This is a genomic window from Flagellimonas hymeniacidonis (assembly GCF_008040165.1).
GTDB lineage: Bacteria > Bacteroidota > Bacteroidia > Flavobacteriales > Flavobacteriaceae > Flagellimonas > Flagellimonas hymeniacidonis.
Genome location: NZ_VRUR01000002.1, coordinates 1005052 through 1022815 on the forward strand (window position 1 = coordinate 1005052; position 17764 = coordinate 1022815).

General features: G+C 39.6%; 14 protein-coding genes. 3 read left to right on the forward strand and 11 right to left on the reverse strand.

What is annotated here, in order from left to right; genetic code table 11:
- Nucleotides 1-48: 48 nt before the first annotated feature.
- The 5 genes from FVB32_RS13425 to leuC all read right to left on the reverse strand — a co-directional run bounded on the left by FVB32_RS13425 (nucleotide 49) and on the right by leuC (nucleotide 6104).
- Nucleotides 49-822, reverse strand: coding sequence for a hypothetical protein (locus FVB32_RS13425; RefSeq protein WP_147744307.1), 774 nt, complete (start codon nucleotides 820-822; stop codon nucleotides 49-51).
- 474 nt (nucleotides 823-1296) lie between these two features.
- A complete protein-coding gene (gene leuB, locus FVB32_RS13430; RefSeq protein ID WP_147744308.1) occupies nucleotides 1297-2352 on the reverse strand; it encodes a 3-isopropylmalate dehydrogenase in 1056 nt (351 codons plus the stop codon).
- Nucleotides 2353-2453: 101 nt separating this feature from the next.
- On the reverse strand, nucleotides 2454-3971 hold the full coding sequence (locus tag FVB32_RS13435) for an alpha-isopropylmalate synthase regulatory domain-containing protein (RefSeq protein WP_147744309.1): 1518 nt from the start codon (nucleotides 3969-3971) through the stop codon (nucleotides 2454-2456).
- A 28-nt stretch (nucleotides 3972-3999) separates the two neighbouring features.
- The gene (gene leuD, locus FVB32_RS13440) at nucleotides 4000-4596 is read right to left on the reverse strand and encodes a 3-isopropylmalate dehydratase small subunit (RefSeq protein WP_147744310.1); all 597 of its coding nucleotides are present in this window, start codon (nucleotides 4594-4596) and stop codon (nucleotides 4000-4002) included.
- A gap of 98 nt (nucleotides 4597-4694) precedes the next feature.
- Entirely contained in the window at nucleotides 4695-6104 is a 1410-nt protein-coding gene (leuC, locus tag FVB32_RS13445; protein WP_147744311.1) for a 3-isopropylmalate dehydratase large subunit, read from the reverse strand.
- Between the two features lie 415 nt (nucleotides 6105-6519).
- Here leuC and FVB32_RS13450 point away from each other — a divergent pair, with 415 nt between their 5' ends.
- The gene (locus tag FVB32_RS13450) at nucleotides 6520-7632 is read left to right on the forward strand and encodes a DUF2911 domain-containing protein (protein WP_147744312.1); all 1113 of its coding nucleotides are present in this window, start codon (nucleotides 6520-6522) and stop codon (nucleotides 7630-7632) included.
- A 52-nt stretch (nucleotides 7633-7684) separates the two neighbouring features.
- Here FVB32_RS13450 and recG read toward each other — a convergent pair whose 3' ends face one another.
- Nucleotides 7685-9790, reverse strand: coding sequence for an ATP-dependent DNA helicase RecG (gene recG, locus FVB32_RS13455; protein ID WP_147744313.1), 2106 nt, complete (start codon nucleotides 9788-9790; stop codon nucleotides 7685-7687).
- Nucleotides 9791-9836: 46 nt separating this feature from the next.
- Here recG and FVB32_RS13460 point away from each other — a divergent pair, with 46 nt between their 5' ends.
- Together FVB32_RS13460 and FVB32_RS13465 are read left to right on the forward strand one after the other, a co-directional pair.
- Nucleotides 9837-11909 (forward strand): M1 family metallopeptidase, encoded by a 2073-nt coding sequence (locus tag FVB32_RS13460; RefSeq protein ID WP_147744314.1) that lies wholly within the window; start codon nucleotides 9837-9839, stop codon nucleotides 11907-11909.
- Nucleotides 11906-12820 carry a patatin-like phospholipase family protein gene (locus tag FVB32_RS13465; RefSeq protein ID WP_147744315.1) on the forward strand — a complete coding sequence of 305 codons (915 nt, stop codon included), beginning with the start codon at nucleotides 11906-11908 and terminating at the stop codon, nucleotides 12818-12820. The genes FVB32_RS13460 and FVB32_RS13465 overlap by 4 nt, the downstream gene beginning before the upstream one ends.
- 6 nt (nucleotides 12821-12826) lie before the next feature.
- Here the strand turns inward: FVB32_RS13465 and FVB32_RS13470 are convergent, their stop codons facing one another.
- The 5 genes from FVB32_RS13470 to FVB32_RS13490 form a co-directional block, all read right to left on the reverse strand.
- A complete protein-coding gene (locus FVB32_RS13470) occupies nucleotides 12827-13345 on the reverse strand; it encodes a DUF7935 family protein (RefSeq protein ID WP_147744316.1) in 519 nt (172 codons plus the stop codon).
- Nucleotides 13346-13435: 90 nt separating this feature from the next.
- Nucleotides 13436-14209, reverse strand: coding sequence for a hypothetical protein (locus FVB32_RS13475; protein WP_147744317.1), 774 nt, complete (start codon nucleotides 14207-14209; stop codon nucleotides 13436-13438).
- Nucleotides 14210-14250: 41 nt separating this feature from the next.
- Entirely contained in the window at nucleotides 14251-15825 is a 1575-nt protein-coding gene (locus FVB32_RS13480) for an FMN-binding glutamate synthase family protein (RefSeq protein ID WP_147744318.1), read from the reverse strand.
- A gap of 1 nt (nucleotide 15826) precedes the next feature.
- A complete protein-coding gene (locus tag FVB32_RS13485; RefSeq protein WP_147744319.1) occupies nucleotides 15827-17101 on the reverse strand; it encodes an amidohydrolase in 1275 nt (424 codons plus the stop codon).
- Between the two features lie 15 nt (nucleotides 17102-17116).
- A complete protein-coding gene (locus FVB32_RS13490; protein WP_147744320.1) occupies nucleotides 17117-17653 on the reverse strand; it encodes a DsrE family protein in 537 nt (178 codons plus the stop codon).
- Nucleotides 17654-17764 lie beyond the last annotated feature (111 nt).

The following is a 17764-nucleotide window of genomic DNA, read 5'->3' on the forward strand; positions in this document are numbered from 1 at the left end:
GATTTAAATAGATTCAACAAAAAATTTATAGGTATTGTGTTTATGTTTTTATTTAAGGTGCAACTCTAAAAAGGAATAGGAAAAATTAATGCCAAACCTGTGCGCATTGAGGTCGCCAACAATATTTTCGGGTTGCCCAAATTGAACATCGTTTAGATCTGTAAAGCCTCTTTGGTAGATAAACTCCAGAGAAAAGACCTCTTTGTTGGGGAGGTTAAAGTCTAACGCAAAACCAGCGTGTGCAGCTAAGTTTACTGTTTTGTAATCTCCGCCCACTTCTTCCCACTCATTGGAAAGAATGACCCTAGTGCCATCATTAAATATAAAATAGGAGTCATGGTTTTCCCTGGCCCTAAAAATATATGCACTGCTGGCGCCTACGATTAGTTTTGGCTGTATGGCCGCATTATTTAGGTCTGGAAGGCTTAGCCTAGCAGAAAGCTGCGCATTGGCAGCGTGCATAAAAACCTGACGGTTTTGGTATTCCAGTGCAGCGATGCCCGCATCTGAAAAACTGTTGCCCCCTACATTAAAAAGGTTTAAGTCTCTGGCGAGGTCCGTACGACTACCGCCAAAAACATCGTATTGTAGATCAAACTGCACCTGCAAATAGGGCAGGGCCTGGTATCTAGCAAAAGCGCCAATATTTCCTGTCATCACCGAACCCGGTCGACTAAATTGGCTTAAACCGCCCCCAGCTTTGGCGCCTATATTAATAAGTGCATTCCTAGGGTTGATTTCTTCATCTAACTGTTGTGACCATCCCTTTTCAGGGAGTGTGATCAAACACAGGATGGATACATAAAATAGTATTTGCTTCATAGTTTTTTGTTTGTTTGAAGACTTTACATGGTTAAAAAAACATTCTGTATACATATCATTTTAAATAAAGGTTGATTGCGCCTTTTTAAAAACCGCAAGACATGATCAATTGGTTTCTAGGCGCTTGCAAATTATTTATAAGTGGTTTTGATTTTTTGTGATTGCTGCATGGATTTGGTAAGGATCCTCGGGGTATATGCGCAAGGTTTTTCATGTAGTAGGTTTCATAGCTTTGGGTTACTTTTTGTTAGGTTGATGAAAACTCAACAATCAGCACCAAATTTAAATAGCAGCCATGTCCAAAATGCACCAGAATTGACGGATGTAGGGTTTGAGTTGATGGTTAAGGGTGAAGGGTGAAGGGTTGGAGGGGGAAGGGTAAAGGGTGGGAGGTGAAAGGATTGGAGGCGATACAAAATAAAAAGCCCCATGCATTTGCACAGGGCCTTTTGGATAGGTTGGTTGTTATTTTTCTTAGATATTGGCCGCAAGCCAATCTCCAACTTCGCTGGTTTTGTATGCTTTTCCGTTTTCGGCAAGGTCTTCGGTGACTATGCCCTCTGCCAAAGATTTGTTTACAATGGCACGTATGGCTTCGGCTTCATCATTTAAATTAAAATCTTCGAATAGCATTGCCGCGGACAATATAGTCGCCAAAGGATTTGCAATATCCTTACCCGCTGCTTGTGGATACGATCCATGAATGGGTTCGTACAATTTTGCGGTTTCTCCCACAGATGCCGAAGGCATTAATCCCATGGAGCCTGAAATTACGGAGGCTTCATCTGTTAAAATGTCTCCAAATAAATTTTCGGTGATGATCACATCATAATCACTTGGCCATTGTACCAAGCGCATGGCAACGGCATCGACGAATTCATAGGAAACTTCAACTTCTGGATAGTCTTTTTCCATGGCTTGTACGGTTTCTCGCCATAGGCGTGAAGATTCCAACACATTGGCCTTGTCCACACAACAAAGTCTTTTGGAGCGACCCATGGCCATTTCAAAACCTTTCTTTGCCAACCGCTGAATTTCTGCACGAGTGTAGGTCATGGTGTCGAATGCGGTGTTTCCATCATCCTTTCTTCCCCGTTCTCCAAAATACACTCCGCCGGTCAATTCACGCAGAATAATTAAATCGGTACCCTCAATGCGCTCTCTTTTTAGTGGGGATTTATCAATCAACGAAGGAAATGTAAACGTAGGGCGAACGTTGGCAAATAATCCTAATTTTTGGCGCATTTTAAGCAATCCCTGTTCCGGACGTACTTTGGCTGAGGGGTCGTTATCAAAACGTGGGTGCCCAATAGCGCCAAACAGCACTGCATCTGCGCTGGCACACACTTGGTGGGTTTCGTCTGGATAGGGTTCGCCAACGGCATCAATAGCGGCAGCTCCTGTTAGGGCTGGTGTCCAGTTGATTTCGTGATTGAATTTTTTTGCGACGGCGTTGGATACTTTTACGGCTTGATCAATGACTTCGGGACCAATTCCGTCTCCTGCCAAAAGGGCTATGTTTAATTTCATTTATATCAGTTATCAATTGTTGATTAATTGGTTTAAGGGCAAAAGGTAAAGGGATATATGTGAAAGGCTATTGTTCATCGGTCATTGTATATTGACAATTGTCAAATAAGGTTAAGCATTTTTTCTGTAGCTTTTATGGCAGATACCGTTTGGTCGGAATCTAAACCTCTAGTAGTAAAATCTTTTTCTTTCATTCGCCAGGTTATAATTGTTTCACAAAGGGCATCCGAGGTACTCCCAGGTGGAATTCTAACGCCGTAGTCTACCAATTTGGGCAGTTCCATCTTTTCCTTTAGATATACCTTTTTCAATGCATTGATGAAAGCATCAAATTGTCCATCACCCTGTGCGTTTTCTTCGTAAGCTTTTCCATCGATTTCTATGGAAAGGGTAGTGGAAGGCTTTAAGCCTTTGGAATGGGTGAGCACATAAGACTTTACAAATACACGTTGTTGATGCAATTTACTGTCCAGAACATCCGAAATGATGTAGGGAAGATCTTCTTTGGTGACTCGCTCCTTTTTATCGCCAAGCTCAATAATTCGCTCCGTAACTTTTTTGAGCTCATTATCATTTAAGATTAATCCCAACTCCTGGAGATTTTTTTGAATATTAGCTTTTCCTGATGTTTTTCCTAGTGCATATTTGCGTTTTCTACCAAAACGTTCAGGCAACAAATCATTAAAGTAAAGATTCTTTTTACTATCTCCATCTGCATGTATTCCAGCAGTTTGTGTAAAAACATTATCTCCAACAATTGGTTTGTTGACTGGGATGCCAAAACCAGTAAAGGCAGAAACCAATTTGCTTACTTTATACAATGATGATTCTTTAACTCCGATAGAAATATTCGGCATAAAATCGTTAACCACAGCGACCACACTTGCCAAAGGAGCATTACCAGCACGTTCACCCATACCGTTAACGGTAAGGTGCAAACCATGGCATCCCGCTTTTAGTGCTTCCATAACGTTGGCAACACTTAAGTCATAGTCGTTATGACCATGAAAGTCAAAATGTGTTTCTGGATATCTATTGATAATTTGCCCAAGAAAGTCTGCTGTTTCATGATGGGTTAGAATACCCAAAGTATCTGGAAGCAATATTCTTTTTATGGGTTGAGAGGTAAGAAAATCAAGAAATTGAAAGACATACTCCGGTGAATTTCGCATACCGTTACTCCAATCTTCCAGATATACATTGGTGATAATACCTAAATCTTTGGCTTTGGAAAGGACTTGTTCAATATCGGCAAAATGTTGCTCTGGGGTCTTTTTAAGTTGGTGTGTTAAATGATTAAGAGAGCCTTTGGTCAATAGGTTTTGCACCTTGGCACCGCTTTCCTGCATCCAATCTAAGGAAACACCCTTGTCTACAAAGGTGAGTACTTCCACTTTGGAAAGGTACCCCTCGCTTGCTGCCCAATCCGTTATGTTTTTAACCGCTGTGAACTCCCCTTCTGAGACTCTTGCAGAAGCAACCTCAATCCGATCCACTTTAAGTTCTTCCAGCAGCAGTTTGGCCAGGGTAAGCTTTTCTGATGAAGAGAAGGATACGCCAGAGGTCTGTTCACCATCCCTAAGGGTGGTATCCATGATTTCAACAGTACGTTTTTTCATTTTACTTTAGTAATCTTCCTAAAATGCTTTAGAGCGGGGTGTCTTGGGCAAATTCTTGAATGCCTTTTTTAATGTTCAATAGATAATCAATATCATCAAAGCCATTCAACATGTTTTCTTTCTTATAATCGTTGATGGCAAAGCCTTCACTTTCTCCTGTTTCCAAAATGGTGATGGTTTGCTCAGGCAGGCTTATCTCCAATTCGGAATCTGGATTGCTTTCAATCGCCTTGAAGATTTTATCCAAAAATTCCGCACTTACTTGAACTGGAAGGACCCCAATGTTTAAGCAGTTGTTTCTAAAGATATCTGCAAAGAAACTGGATACTACGCAACGGAAGCCGTAATCATACACAGCCCAGGCAGCATGTTCTCTTGAAGAACCGGAACCAAAGTTTTTACCACCCACCAGTATTTTGCCACTGTAGATAGGATTGTTGAGCACAAAATGCTCTTTTGGGGTATTGTCCGGATGGTACCGCCAATCCCTGAATAAATTATCACCAAAACCCTTTCGCTCCGTTGCTTTTAAAAATCGTGCAGGAATGATTTGATCGGTATCCACATTTTCTATGGGTAATGGTACCGCTGAACTTCTTAATGTGTTGAATTTATCGTAAGCCATTTTTTAATCGGTTGTCAGTTGTCAGTAAACAGTTATAAGTTGTCAGCTATCAGTCATCAGTTTTCTGAACTCTGATATCTGATATCTGTTTTTTTATTTTATACGGTTTGTAATTCCATCAATTCTCTTGGATCAGTAACCTTTCCAGTGACTGCCGCTGCCGCTGCTACCAATGGACTTGCCAAAAGCGTACGGGAACCAGGGCCTTGTCTGCCTTCGAAATTTCTGTTGGAGGTACTTACCGCGTATTTACCCGCTGGTATCTTATCATCATTCATTGCTAAACAAGCTGAACAGCCAGGTTCTCTTAACTCAAAACCGGCTTGATTCAGGATATCTAAAATACCTTCTTCTTTAATGGCCTCCTCTACACGATGTGAACCTGGAACCAACCACGCGGTTACATTATCGGCCTTTTTTCTTCCTTTAATAATGGAAGCAAAAGCTCTAAAATCTTCAATTCTACCATTGGTACAGCTTCCTAAGAACACAAAATCAATAGGCTTCCCAATCATGGCATCCCCTTCATTAAAGGCCATATACTGCAACGACTTTTTATAGGTAGCGGCTCCGCCTTCAACAGCCTCAGCCTGCGGAATACCATTTTGGATTCCGATACCCATTCCTGGGTTGGTACCATAGGTAATCATAGGTTCTATTTCACTTGCATCAAAAGAAATTTCTTTGTCAAAAACAGCATCTTCATCCGTGTGCAAGGTCTGCCAGTACTCCATGGCCTTTTCCCACGCGTCGCCTTTGGGAGTGTATTCCCTTCCCTTTATATACTCATAGGTTTTTTCATCTGGTGCGATCATGCCACCACGGGCACCCATCTCTATACTTAGGTTGCATACGGTCATACGGCCTTCCATCGACATATTCCTAAAAACATCGCCAGCATATTCCACGAAATAACCAGTAGCTCCAGAGGTCGTCAATTTGGAAATAATAAAAAGCGCCACATCTTTTGGTGTCACTCCTATACTCAAATTTCCATTAACATTGATGCGCAAACTTTTTGCTTTAGGTTGCATGATGCATTGCGTTGACAGCACCATTTCTACTTCACTGGTTCCAATACCAAAGGCGATGGCACCAAAAGCGCCATGTGTAGAGGTGTGGGAATCTCCACACACTATGGTTGCTCCTGGGAGCGTAATTCCATTCTCAGGGCCTATAACGTGAACAATGCCATTTTTCTCATGTCCAAGCCCCCAATAAGGGATGTTGTGTGCTTTTGAATTTTCTTCCAAGGCTTTAAGCTGATTGGCGGAAAGTTTATCCTTTACAGGCAAATGTTGATTTCTTGTTGGAGTGTTATGATCTGCAGTGGCGAATGTACGCTCAGGATACAACACTTTTATGCCCCTGTTTTTAAGTCCAAGGAAAGCAACGGGACTGGTCACTTCGTGTACCAAATGCCGATCAATAAAAAGTACGTCAGGACCATTTTCGATATGCTGCACTACATGTGCGTCCCAAACCTTATCAAATAGTGTTTTACTCATCGTTCTGTTCAATAAATTATAAGCTTGTAAATTTAAAATAATGAAAAAAACCTGCTTTCTATTTGCTACGAAAATTACGATGTTCAAGGCATGTTTTTCATCAAATGGGAACCTGACTTTCTCTTTTTGTTGATTTAAAACAAAAAACTTCTCAAATGTTATCCGGTCTATTGATTTTTGAAGCTTATGTATGATGCCCCATTTGAAATTTTGGGTATTCCCGATGAGCGTTTACCAAATTGGAGCTTTTTTTTTAAAACTTACTCATTGGCTTTGAATGAATTATGTCTAATAACCTGAACTTTAACAGCTTTCGTCTTATTTTAACATTGCTGTAACGCTATGGAAACAATGTGCTCGCTACTTTAGAGACTCGACCTAAAAGTTTATTCATTAACACATCAAAAACGAACAAATGAAAAAAAGTTACACGGCCATTTCGGCCATGATTCTAGTTGCAATTTTTTGTATTTCCAACAGTGCTTATTCTCAACTGAACTTTCTGCCCAGGGGTAGCCAAATGGCAAAAGTTTCTCAGCGAATTGGAAATACAGATGTTACAATTGTTTATTCCAGACCTAGCGTAAATGATAGGGAAATATGGGGAGCCTTGGTTCCTTACGGAATGAACAACTTAGGATTTGGTACCGCTACAGAATCTCCTTGGAGAGCTGGAGCAAATGAGAATACCATATTCAAGACCTCAGACGACCTAACTATAGGCGGAAAAACACTACCAGCTGGTAAATATGGCTTACATATGATTGTAAATGAAGATAACACAGCTACTGTTATTTTTTCCAAAAATCATGATGCTTGGGGGAGTTATTTTTATGAGCCAAGTGAAGATGCCCTTCGAGTGGATGTTGAAACTAAAGAAGGCCCCCATGTAGAACAGCTTATGTATGTATTTAACGAAGTAGATGCTACATCTGCCGTTGCTTCGTTGAACTGGGGAAAAAAGCAAATACCTTTTAAGGTAGAAGCTGATGTTACCGGTAATGTATTGGCAGATATTAGACAAAAATTGCAAACATCACCAGGATTCAATCGTCAGTCTTGGGAGCAAGCCGCAAATTATGCATTGAACAATAATGGGGATTTAGATGAGGCTCTTGGATGGGTTGATGCTGCCATTGCTGGACAGTTTTTCAGTCAGAAAACCTATAACAATCTTAGTATCAAGTCTCAGATTTTGGCAAAACAGGGAAAAGAGACCGAAGCAAAAGCCCTCATGAAGGAAGCTTTACCGTTAGGAACGGTTTTTCAAGTTCACGGGTATGGAAGACAACTCATTGGCCAAGGAAAAACTGATGAAGCCCTTGAGATATTTAAGTGGAATGCTAAAGCGCATAAAGGAACATGGCCTGTACACTACGGATTGGCCAGAGGATACTCTGCCTTAGGAGATAATAAGTCCACAGTGAAGCATTTAAAAATTGCCATGCAAAATGCGCCTGCCCAAGCCAATAAGGATAGGGTTGCGGCCAATTTGGCAAAAGCTGAAAAAGGAGAAGCAATCAACTAACTAAATTTAACCAAAGTTAAAGTTGAAAGATGCCTGGCGAGAGCCGGGCATCTTAGCTTATATAATTCCAGATTGTTTTCTGCTGCATCATTTTAGTGAACGCGTAGCGAATCAACGCATTTTCTGCTTTTTCTAATCTTGGGTCGGTTTTCAATAGTTGAATAGCATGATATCTAGCTGTTTTAAGAATCTGGTTATCCTTAACGATATCTGCAATTTTAAGATTGAGCAGCCCACTTTGTTGGGTACCCATTAAATCTCCCGGGCCTCGCAATTTTAAATCAACCTCAGCAATTTCAAAACCATCATTGGTGCGTACCATCGTTTCTAATCGGGTTTTACCATCTTCGGATAATTTATGGCTGGTCATAAGAATACAAAAGCTCTGCTCGGCACCTCTGCCCACACGTCCCCTTAATTGGTGCATTTGGGAAAGACCAAAACGCTCCGCGCTTTCAATGATCATTACGGAGGCATTAGGAACGTTAACGCCAACCTCAATAACTGTTGTAGCTACCATAATATGGGTTTCACCCTTTACAAAACGTTCCATTTCATAATCCTTGTCAGCGGGTTTCATTTTGCCATGTACAATGGATATTTGATATTCCGGTAATGGAAAATCACGGGCAATACTTTCGTATCCATCCATTAAATCTTTATAGTCCAATGCCTCTGATTCTTGAATCAAAGGGTAGACGATGTAAATTTGCCGTCCTTTTTTTATTTCATCTTTAATAAATCGAAATACCTTTAATCGATTGCTATCAAATCTATGCACTGTTTTTATGGGCTTGCGCCCAGGGGGTAATTCATCAATCACAGAAATATCTAAATCTCCATACAAGCTCATTGCCAAAGTTCTTGGGATTGGGGTGGCTGTCATCACTAAGATATGGGGAGGAATCTCATTTTTATGCCATAATTTGGAACGTTGGGCTACGCCAAACCGATGCTGCTCGTCAATGATGGCCAGCCCAAGATTCTTAAATTGAACCTTATCTTCCAGAACGGCATGGGTGCCTACCAAAATATTCAACTCGCCATTTTCCAATTGCTCATGAATAATAGTACGCACCGATTTTTTTGTGGAACCTGTAAGCAAAGAAATGGTAATGCCCATATCCCCAATCAATTCTTTTAACCCATTGTAATGCTGATTGGCCAAAATCTCCGTAGGAGCCATTAAGCATGTTTGAAACCCATTATCAATGGCCAAAAGCATACACATTAAGGCAACGATGGTTTTTCCAGAACCAACATCCCCTTGAAGTAGTCGATTCATTTGAGCATTGCTGCCCATATCATTCCTGATTTCTTTTATGACTCGTTTTTGGGCATTGGTAAGCTCAAAAGGAAGGTGATTTTTAAAAAAGGAATTGAAATTTTCACCCACCTTATCAAAGGGCATTCCCTTTATTTTTTGCTTTCGCAATAGCTTTTTGGAAATAAGTTGTAATTGCACATAAAAAAGCTCTTCAAATTTAAGCCGAAACTGTGCCTTGGCCAATAATTCCTGATTTTTTGGAAAGTGAATATTAAAAAGCGCTTCACTTTTTGAGATTAGTTTGAGCTCATCCAAAATTCCACTTGACAAGGATTCTGGAAATTGCCCTTTGCATTCTAAAAATAGTTGTTGCATCATTTTGGCAATGACCCTATTAGTAATACCCTTATTGCTAAGTTTTTCGGTTGAAGGATAAATAGGTTGCATGGCAATTTTTAAACCTTGTTGATGCTCCGATAACAATTCCATTTCTGGATGTGGCATGGAAAAAGTGCTACCATAACGTGTAGTCTTGCCAAATACCACATAAGGCTCATTGAGTTTTAGATGTTCCCTTATCCATTTATGCCCCCGAAACCAAACCAATTCCATTTGCCCAGTTTCATCCACAAAACTGGCTACCAAACGTTTTCCGCGTTTTTGCTCAACAGTTTTAAGATGCACAATTTTACCAATGACCTGTACGTCCGCTCCGCTTTGCTGTAATTGGTTGATTTTATAGTAACTGGTTTTATCCAAATAGCGATTTGGAAATAAATGCAGTAGATCTTGATAGGTCTGTATCCCCAATTCAGATTGCAAGGTTTCGGCCCGATTGGGACCAACGCCTTTTAGATACGGAATAGGTGTTTGTAGAAAATTGGGATTCATCAAACTAAAATATGTAATTTGGATTGACTTTTGTTATTTACAAATCATGAAGCTGAGCCCCATCGCTATTTTTTTCCTTTTTGCGCAAATCCTTGCTTCGCAAATTCAAGATAAGGTTGATTTTATAAGAGCCGAAGTTTTTGTTGAACCCATTCCGGAAGAAAAACAGATTAACGGCAGGGTTCAATATGAATTTCAGGTGCTAAAAGATGTAGATTCTGTTTTTTTGGACGCGGTCAATATTGATTTTTCATCGGTTTTGTTAGGTGCTGAGAAGGTAAAATACACAAATGATGGAAAAACAGTTTCTATCAGAAAAAAATTAAAGAAGGGAGACACACATTTTCTGGATTTGAGCTATCAAACCAAACCAAAGCAAACTGTCTATTTTTTGGGATGGGAAGATGACAATCCTTTCAATAACCAAATCTGGACGCAAGGTCAGGGAAAATATACCAGTCATTGGCTTCCCAGTTTTGATGATATGACTGAAAAGGTGGAATTTGATTTATCTATTTCATTTAATAAAGAATACGAAGTGTTTGCAAATGGTGCTCTAGTAGATAGAAACGAAAGCATCTGGAAGTTTGATAGTCAAAAACCAATGAGTAGCTATTTGGTTGCCTTTGCTATCGGCAATTTCAAAAAAGAGAACATCACTTCTACTTCAAAGATTCCAATAGAGTTGTACTATGAACCCAAAGACAGTTTAAAAGTAGAGCCTACCTATCGTTATAGCCAGAGAATCTTTGATTTTTTGGAAAAAGAGATTGGTATACCCTATCCCTGGCAAAATTACAAGCAGATTCCCGTTCAAGATTTTCTGTATGCAGGAATGGAAAACACGGGAGCTACTATTTTTTCGAACACCTTTATGGTGGACTCCATTGCTTTTTTGGATAAAAACTATGTGAATGTGAATGCCCATGAAATGGCACACCAATGGTTTGGCAATCTGGTAACAGAACAAAGCGGGGAACATCATTGGTTACATGAAGGGTTTGCTACTTACTATGCCTACTTAGCAGAAAAAGACATCTTTGGAGAAGACTATTTTTATTGGCGCTTGTTGGAGACCGCAAGGGCATTAAATAATTTTTCGGGAGATGGAAATGGCGAGGCGTTGACCAATTCAAGTGCTGGTAGTCTTACTTTTTACGAAAAAGGAGCTTGGGCATTGGTAATGCTCAAGGAACGAGTAGGGGAGTCCAATTTTAAAACGGGCATCCAGCATTATCTAGATAAATATGCTTATCAGAATGTGACCATTGCCGACTTTATGTGGGAAATGGAAAAAGCATCGGGAATGAAACTTACAGATTTTGAGGAAAGCTGGTTGCAAGAATCTGAGTTTCCGTTTGAGGATGCAAAAAAGTTTCTCTCAGATAAGAACATGTATATATACATATATTTTGATATCAAAAATAAGATAGGCACACAAAAAAGCCAGGTTGAAACCATTTTAAAAAAGGAGTGGGATTCGTTCAATTCTGAGCAACTCAAGCATCAATTGCTTTTGGATTATGGAAACCAATTGTCTCCTGAATTTATCAAAGAAATATTGAATACTGAGAATGTTAAAGTAAGGCAAGGATTAGTAATCTCATTAACAAAGATATCTAAAGAATTAAAAGGTGATTTTGAAGTGCTTTTAATGGATAAAAGTTATAAAACTATAGAGGCCATTCTTTATAGACTTTGGACCGACTTTCCAGAAAATCAAAAATTGTACTTGGATAAGACCTCCAATATTATTGGACTTCCAAATAAAAATGTGCGTTTGTTATGGCTCACATTGGCATTGGTAAGCCCGGAATACCATTCAAATTTAAAGCCCAAATATTTTGAGGAACTTAGTGGGTACACTGGTTCTGAATATCACTTTGAAGTCCGATTACTGGCTTTCCAATATTTAAAAAATATAGGTGCTTTTAGTGATGAAACCCTAAAAAACTTGCTTAAAGCTTGCAATCATCATGTATGGCATTTTAAAAAATCTTCAAGAAAGATTTTAAAGGAATTTTTGAAAGGAGAAGGAAGTATAGCCCGACTTAAAGCTATATACCCAACACTAAAGCAAGAACAACAACAATATTTAGACAAAGCATTAGGCAAATGAGAGCATTGGTTATTTCTGGTGGTGGTAGTAAAGGTGCTTTTGCAGGTGGTGTGGCGCAATTCCTAATTCAGGAAGCCAATCATAAATATGACTTGTTTGTGGGCACTTCCACCGGGAGTTTGTTGATATCCCATTTGGCATTGAACAAACTGGATAAAATCAAGCAAATCTATTCTTCGGTAAACCAAAAGAGCATTTTTAATAGTTGCCCTTTTGTAATTAAAAAGAAGCATGGTATCGAGATGATTGCCATAAATCATTGGAACGTGGTCAAAAACTTTATCCGCGGAAAAAAAACTTTTGGAGAGAGTGAAAACCTAAGACACCTGATACGGGAATCCATTACGGTAAAAGAGTTTAATGAGTTAAAGAAAAGCACAACGGATGTCGTGGTTACAGTTTCCAACCTGTCCTTGAATCAAGTAGAGTATAAATCCATTAACGATTGTACCTATGATGAGTTTTGTGATTGGATATGGATTTCATCCAACTATGCACCTTTTATGAGCTTGGCCAAACGAGAGGGTTGTGAATATGCTGATGGAGGGCTTGGCAGTCTTGTGCCCGTAGAAGAAGCTATAAAACGTGGCGCTACGGAAGTGGATGTGGTGGTATTGCATACCGAGGTTAATTACTTAAATCGTATGCCCGTAAGAAATCCGTTTGAATTGATGACCACCATTTTTAGCTTTATGCTAGATCGTATTGAGAACCAGAATATCAGAATTGGAAAGTTGGTTGCCAATCAAAAAGATGCGATTATTAACTTTTACTATACCCCAACGGTGCTTACTACAAATTCCTTGATTTTTAATAAGGAGCGAATGACCTTATGGTGGAAAAGGGGTTACTTATATGCAAAGAATAAAAACGAAGAGACCAGTCCTATAGATCCTGATCACCAAGAGTAAGGTGTGTTACCATAGTTCTCCCACCTCATTCTTCACAAAACTCAGTGCAGTGGTAGATGGGGATTGTTTTTCCATGGTTTGGTTCAAAATATCTTCACGGAGTTTATCTGGAGAGTCTGTCTCGCTCATACCGGCAGAACGTATAATTTGAATGGTAGCATTTTTCGCCGCCTTTATAATATTCCAACATTCTTCAGACATATAAATCTGCTGGGAAAGGTTATGCTCAAATTCTGTTTCAACCTGTTTTATCAGTAGATTTTCGTAATCAATCTTGTTTTTTCCTTTTGGTGCAACGCGCACTACCAAACTATTGATGGCGATACGTTCCAGAAAAAGGACCATTCGTTCATAGGCCTGCAATCGAATTGGAAGGGTGTCTTTTTGGGAATCTTTGTGCAACAAAAAGCGTCTTCGTCCATCCTCATTTCGGGTATGCAATCTAAAAAAATAAAAAGCTACGGCTCCTGTTACAACTGCAGGTAATAAATAAGCAAAAAGTTGAAAGATTTGATCTCCAGTCATGCGATAGTTGGTTTTTTTGATTTTATAAAAACTAGAACGCCATAATGCTTTAAAAAGTATGACATGATTAATCAAAAACCAAACACATGTTTATTGAGCAGTTTTGACACTCTCTTTCACTTTGTCATAAAACTCACGGTAATTAGGCTGCAATTTAATATTGATGCCCTCTTTAAAGTTTCCATCTTTTACCGAAACACCAATATTTTCAACAGGAACTTGATATGTGCTCGCTAGTTCTTTGGAAATTGTTGTTGCCTGATCAAAAGTTACTCCAAATTCTCCAGTGATATTCAGGCCTTCAACCTCAGCACTCAATGCGGTATTGGCCTTGATAACCGCAGCTACCTTTTCTAACCAACCCCTGCCTTCATCTGTTAAATCGTTACCAGTATCCGAACCAAATAGGGTGTTTAAACTGTTAGAAATTACAATGCTTCCGTCCACAAAATCAGCTTTTGCTTCACTTCCCATAGTTTGCTTTACCCTTCTGAGCAAAGCAACTGTATTGGAATCGTTTGCTGATATCATTTGATTAATACGGCTAAGTTGTCTTTCTTTTCGGTCCAAAGCAGCTAGGGTGGCGTTAACATTTTCACTGCTCTTTTTTGAAAGCTCTGAAAAACTACTTAGATTTTTTAATAGTGTAGCGTTGGCATCCCTAAGTGCTATATTTTCGACTTCCAAGGTTTCCGCTTTACCAGAGCTGGAGGAAATTTTTCTTTTGGCTTCTGCCAATTGCTGTTCAATATCTCGTTTTTCAGTTTTTAAATTCTCTATCTCAGCAAAAAGCTCGCTCTTTTTTTGCGAAAGTCCTGCAGCGGTAAAGAATAATGCCAATAAAATAGGTAAATGTCTTTTCATAGATTCGGTATTTATGGTTTTGTTGTTATAGTAGGCCTAAATTATAATGTTTTTTCCGAAATCACCTTTCCACCAAGATAATTGCAATCATAAAGTTCTTGCATATTGGTAAACGGCACCTCTGTTTTTTGGTAGCCGTATACAGCTTCTAAATCACTACTTAGGTAGTCATCATCTACATTCACTTGAACATCATTCATGGTGAATTGACTAGGATGTTCATACCCAGCTGCATGCGTTATTTCCAAAAATTCCTTTCTAAACGTCTTGAAATATTGCGCCAATCGGTCAGATTTCAAAGGAACGTTGATACCATTTTGCAACCACTTGCTCTGTGTGGCCACTCCAGCTGGGCATCTATTGGTGTGACACACTTGGGCCTGAATACAACCGATGCTCATCATAGCTTCGCGTGCAACATTAATACAGTCTATTCCCATAGCAAAAGCCATGGCTGCCTTAGCAGGAAATCCAAGCTTACCACTGCCAATAAAAACAATACGGTCGCATATACCCCGATCCTTAAATATTTTATACACTGAAGAGAATCCATAAACCCAAGGCAGGGAAACATGGTCTGCAAAACTTGGAGGTGCTGCACCGGTTCCTCCTTCACCGCCATCAACGGTAATAAAATCAGGACCTTTTCCTGATTTTTTCATTAAATCTGCAAGTTCTTCCCATTGGCCCAATTTGCCAATGGCAGCTTTAATACCCACGGGAAGTCCAGTCTCTTTTGCAATGGATTCAATAAGTTCCAATAATTCAGGAATTGAGCTAAAGGCTTTATGCGTTGCCGGGGAAAGTACATCTTTACCCACTTCAACACCTCGAATTTTAGCAATTTCCGAAGTGATTTTAGCCCCAGGGAGCACACCGCCTTTTCCTGGTTTGGCACCTTGAGACAATTTTATTTCTATGGCTTTAATGTTCGGATTTTCATCCACCAAAATTTTCATTTTTTCCATAGAGAAATTACCCTCCCTAGATCGAACTCCAAAATAACCTGTTCCAAAATGAAATATAACATCGCCACCTTGTTTGTGGTATGGTGATAATCCCCCCTCGCCAGTATTATGGTATGCCTGACACTTTTTAGCGCCTTTGTTCATAGCTTCTACCGCAGCAGCCGATAATGAGCCAAAGCTCATTGCGGAAATATTTATTACGGAGGCGGGTCTATATGGCTTTTTTCGCTGGTTATAGGCACCAATCACCTTGGCACATGGTAAAAAATATGGGTTTTCTAGGTTTGGATGGTTTTTAGGGGTTTCATATCCAATCATTGCATTTTTTACAAAAATATGCTGATGGGCATAAATGTCCCTATCTGTTCCAAAGCCCTCGTAATTGTTTTCTTTTTTAGCCGAAGCATAAATCCAACCCCTCTCAATCCTGTTGAAAGGAAGCTCTTCTCTGTTATTGGCAACAAAATACTGACGCATTTCTGGGCCAATACTTTCCAGCCAATACCTAAGATGGCCTACTATTGGAAAATTATGACTGATGGTATGGGCGCGTTGAAAAAAGATATCCCGTATACCCACTAGAATCAGAAATACGAGAATCCAAGTCCACCATGGAATACTTGCTAAAAAATCCAACAAAGGTTCCATTTTACAGATTCAGATAGTCTAGCGCCAGTTGTGTCATCGTTTTTACACCAAGCAGCAATCCACTATCATCAATTTTAAAATCTGGCGTATGATGTGGAAAAGATTCCGTACTACCTGGAGTCATACCACCTAAGAAATAATAAAAACCAGGGACTTTCTCTTGAAAATAACTGAAATCCTCGGCGCCTGTGATTGCTTTGTGTATACTCACATTTTCATCTCCCGCCACTCGCTTGAGGGTAGGGGCCATCTGAGCAGTTAAATCTAGATCATTGTACGTGATAGCGGTCGAGGTTTGGATGTCAATAGTGGCTTCACCTCCATAGACTTTGGCAATGGCCGGAACCATTTCTTCCATACGTTTGTTAATATGCTTTTGCATCTCATAATCCAAAGTTCGTATGGTCCCTATCATTTCAGCACTTTCTGGAATAATGTTGGAGCGCACTCCACTTGTGATTTTCCCTACGGAGATTACTGCAGCTTCATTAATCAATTCGGTTTCCCTACTGATGATGGTTTGCAGACCATCAATAATTTTTGCGCTTATAAGAATGGGATCTACACCACCCCAAGGTTGTGAACCGTGGGTTTGCTTTCCTTTTACATTGATAACAAACCGCTGTGCAGAGGCCATGCTGCCCCCTGGTTTATATTTCACGGTTCCTACAGGTGTTTGGGAGTTGATATGAAGTCCGAAAATAGCATCAACATTTGGATTGGTAAGCACCCCCTCTTTTACCATTAATAATGCACCGCCTTCTTCACCGGGTGGTGGCCCTTCTTCTGCGGGTTGAAAAATAAATTTCACCGTTCCTTTAATCTTGTCCTTGTTTTTAGAGAGTACCTCAGCAACTCCCATTAAAATAGCAGTGTGGGTATCATGGCCGCAAGCGTGCATTACCCCAACACTTTTGCCCAAAAATTCGGACCTAACTTCAGACTTATATGGCAAATCATTGCGTTCTGTAACAGGCAATGCATCAATATCGGCTCTAAGTGCAACAACCTTTCCTGGTTGATTTCCTTTAAGTAAACCAACAACACCTGTAACCGCAACTCCAGTTTGAACTTCAATTCCTAATGATTTTAGGTGTTTTGCAATCTTCTCAGCAGTTTTAAATTCTCGATTGCTTAGTTCGGGGTTCTGATGAATGTCTCGTCTCCATTCAATAACCTTGTTTTCAACCGCAGAAAAATCTTTTTCTAGGTTGGGACCTTGTGCCCAAATGGAAAAACCTGTCATCAGGAATGCGAACGTTAAAATTTTGTGCATATGCATGTATTTGAGTTAGAATTTTATGAGTTGATAACCATCATTCTGAAGCTGAATTAAGGCTGTCATTGCCGAAAGCGATATTTTAGCACCAGGAATGAGGTCTTTTTTTGGAAAATTACGCGATTTTGAAGATTGGCCACATAGAATAACTTCGACGCCAGCATCCATGAGTTCTTTAACGAGGTCGTAGTTTGGATTGGAGACACCAAATCTAGTTTCATAAGCTTCATTTTGAATAATATCTTTAGAAGCCTTATTGTGCACTACTAGTGCCACTTTAAGTTGAGATAATGGAACACCACTCTGTGCGTGCATATTTAAAAAACGAGCAGCGGTTTCAATGGTCTTGTTGACTTCTGTATGTGATTCGGGACTGGTCATAATGTCAAAAACCACTTTAAATTCTGCATTTACATCGGTTTTAAAATCAGGATTCGTAACTGACCAGACCTCTCCATAATTGTCCAAAACAGGTCCAGCTTGTTTCTCCTGAGCATTTCCATAAGTAATAAAAACAAAAAACAAAAGTGCAGTAAAAAGATTCCTCATGTATTACAATTGAGTTTCTAAATATATCAAATTCAATTTAAAATGAATGCTGTGTTTATAAGTATTGAAAGGATGATTTTAGCATGAAACCATTATTGGCTAATTTCACGT

Excerpts from the sequence above, each read along its gene's own strand:
- FVB32_RS13425 (WP_147744307.1), bottom strand. The coding sequence starts at position 822 with ATGAAGCAAATACTATTTTATGTATCCATCCTGTGTTTGATCACACTC.
- leuB (WP_147744308.1), bottom strand. The coding sequence starts at position 2,352 with ATGAAATTAAACATAGCCCTTTTGGCAGGAGACGGAATTGGTCCCGAA.
- FVB32_RS13435 (WP_147744309.1), bottom strand. The coding sequence starts at position 3,971 with ATGAAAAAACGTACTGTTGAAATCATGGATACCACCCTTAGGGATGGT.
- leuD (WP_147744310.1), bottom strand. The coding sequence starts at position 4,596 with ATGGCTTACGATAAATTCAACACATTAAGAAGTTCAGCGGTACCATTA.
- leuC (WP_147744311.1), bottom strand. The coding sequence starts at position 6,104 with ATGAGTAAAACACTATTTGATAAGGTTTGGGACGCACATGTAGTGCAG.
- FVB32_RS13450 (WP_147744312.1), top strand. The coding sequence starts at position 6,520 with ATGAAAAAAAGTTACACGGCCATTTCGGCCATGATTCTAGTTGCAATT.
- recG (WP_147744313.1), bottom strand. The coding sequence starts at position 9,790 with ATGAATCCCAATTTTCTACAAACACCTATTCCGTATCTAAAAGGCGTT.
- FVB32_RS13460 (WP_147744314.1), top strand. The coding sequence starts at position 9,837 with ATGAAGCTGAGCCCCATCGCTATTTTTTTCCTTTTTGCGCAAATCCTT.
- FVB32_RS13465 (WP_147744315.1), top strand. The coding sequence starts at position 11,906 with ATGAGAGCATTGGTTATTTCTGGTGGTGGTAGTAAAGGTGCTTTTGCA.
- FVB32_RS13470 (WP_147744316.1), bottom strand. The coding sequence starts at position 13,345 with ATGACTGGAGATCAAATCTTTCAACTTTTTGCTTATTTATTACCTGCA.
- FVB32_RS13475 (WP_147744317.1), bottom strand. The coding sequence starts at position 14,209 with ATGAAAAGACATTTACCTATTTTATTGGCATTATTCTTTACCGCTGCA.
- FVB32_RS13480 (WP_147744318.1), bottom strand. The coding sequence starts at position 15,825 with ATGGAACCTTTGTTGGATTTTTTAGCAAGTATTCCATGGTGGACTTGG.
- FVB32_RS13485 (WP_147744319.1), bottom strand. The coding sequence starts at position 17,101 with ATGCACAAAATTTTAACGTTCGCATTCCTGATGACAGGTTTTTCCATT.
- FVB32_RS13490 (WP_147744320.1), bottom strand. The coding sequence starts at position 17,653 with ATGAGGAATCTTTTTACTGCACTTTTGTTTTTTGTTTTTATTACTTAT.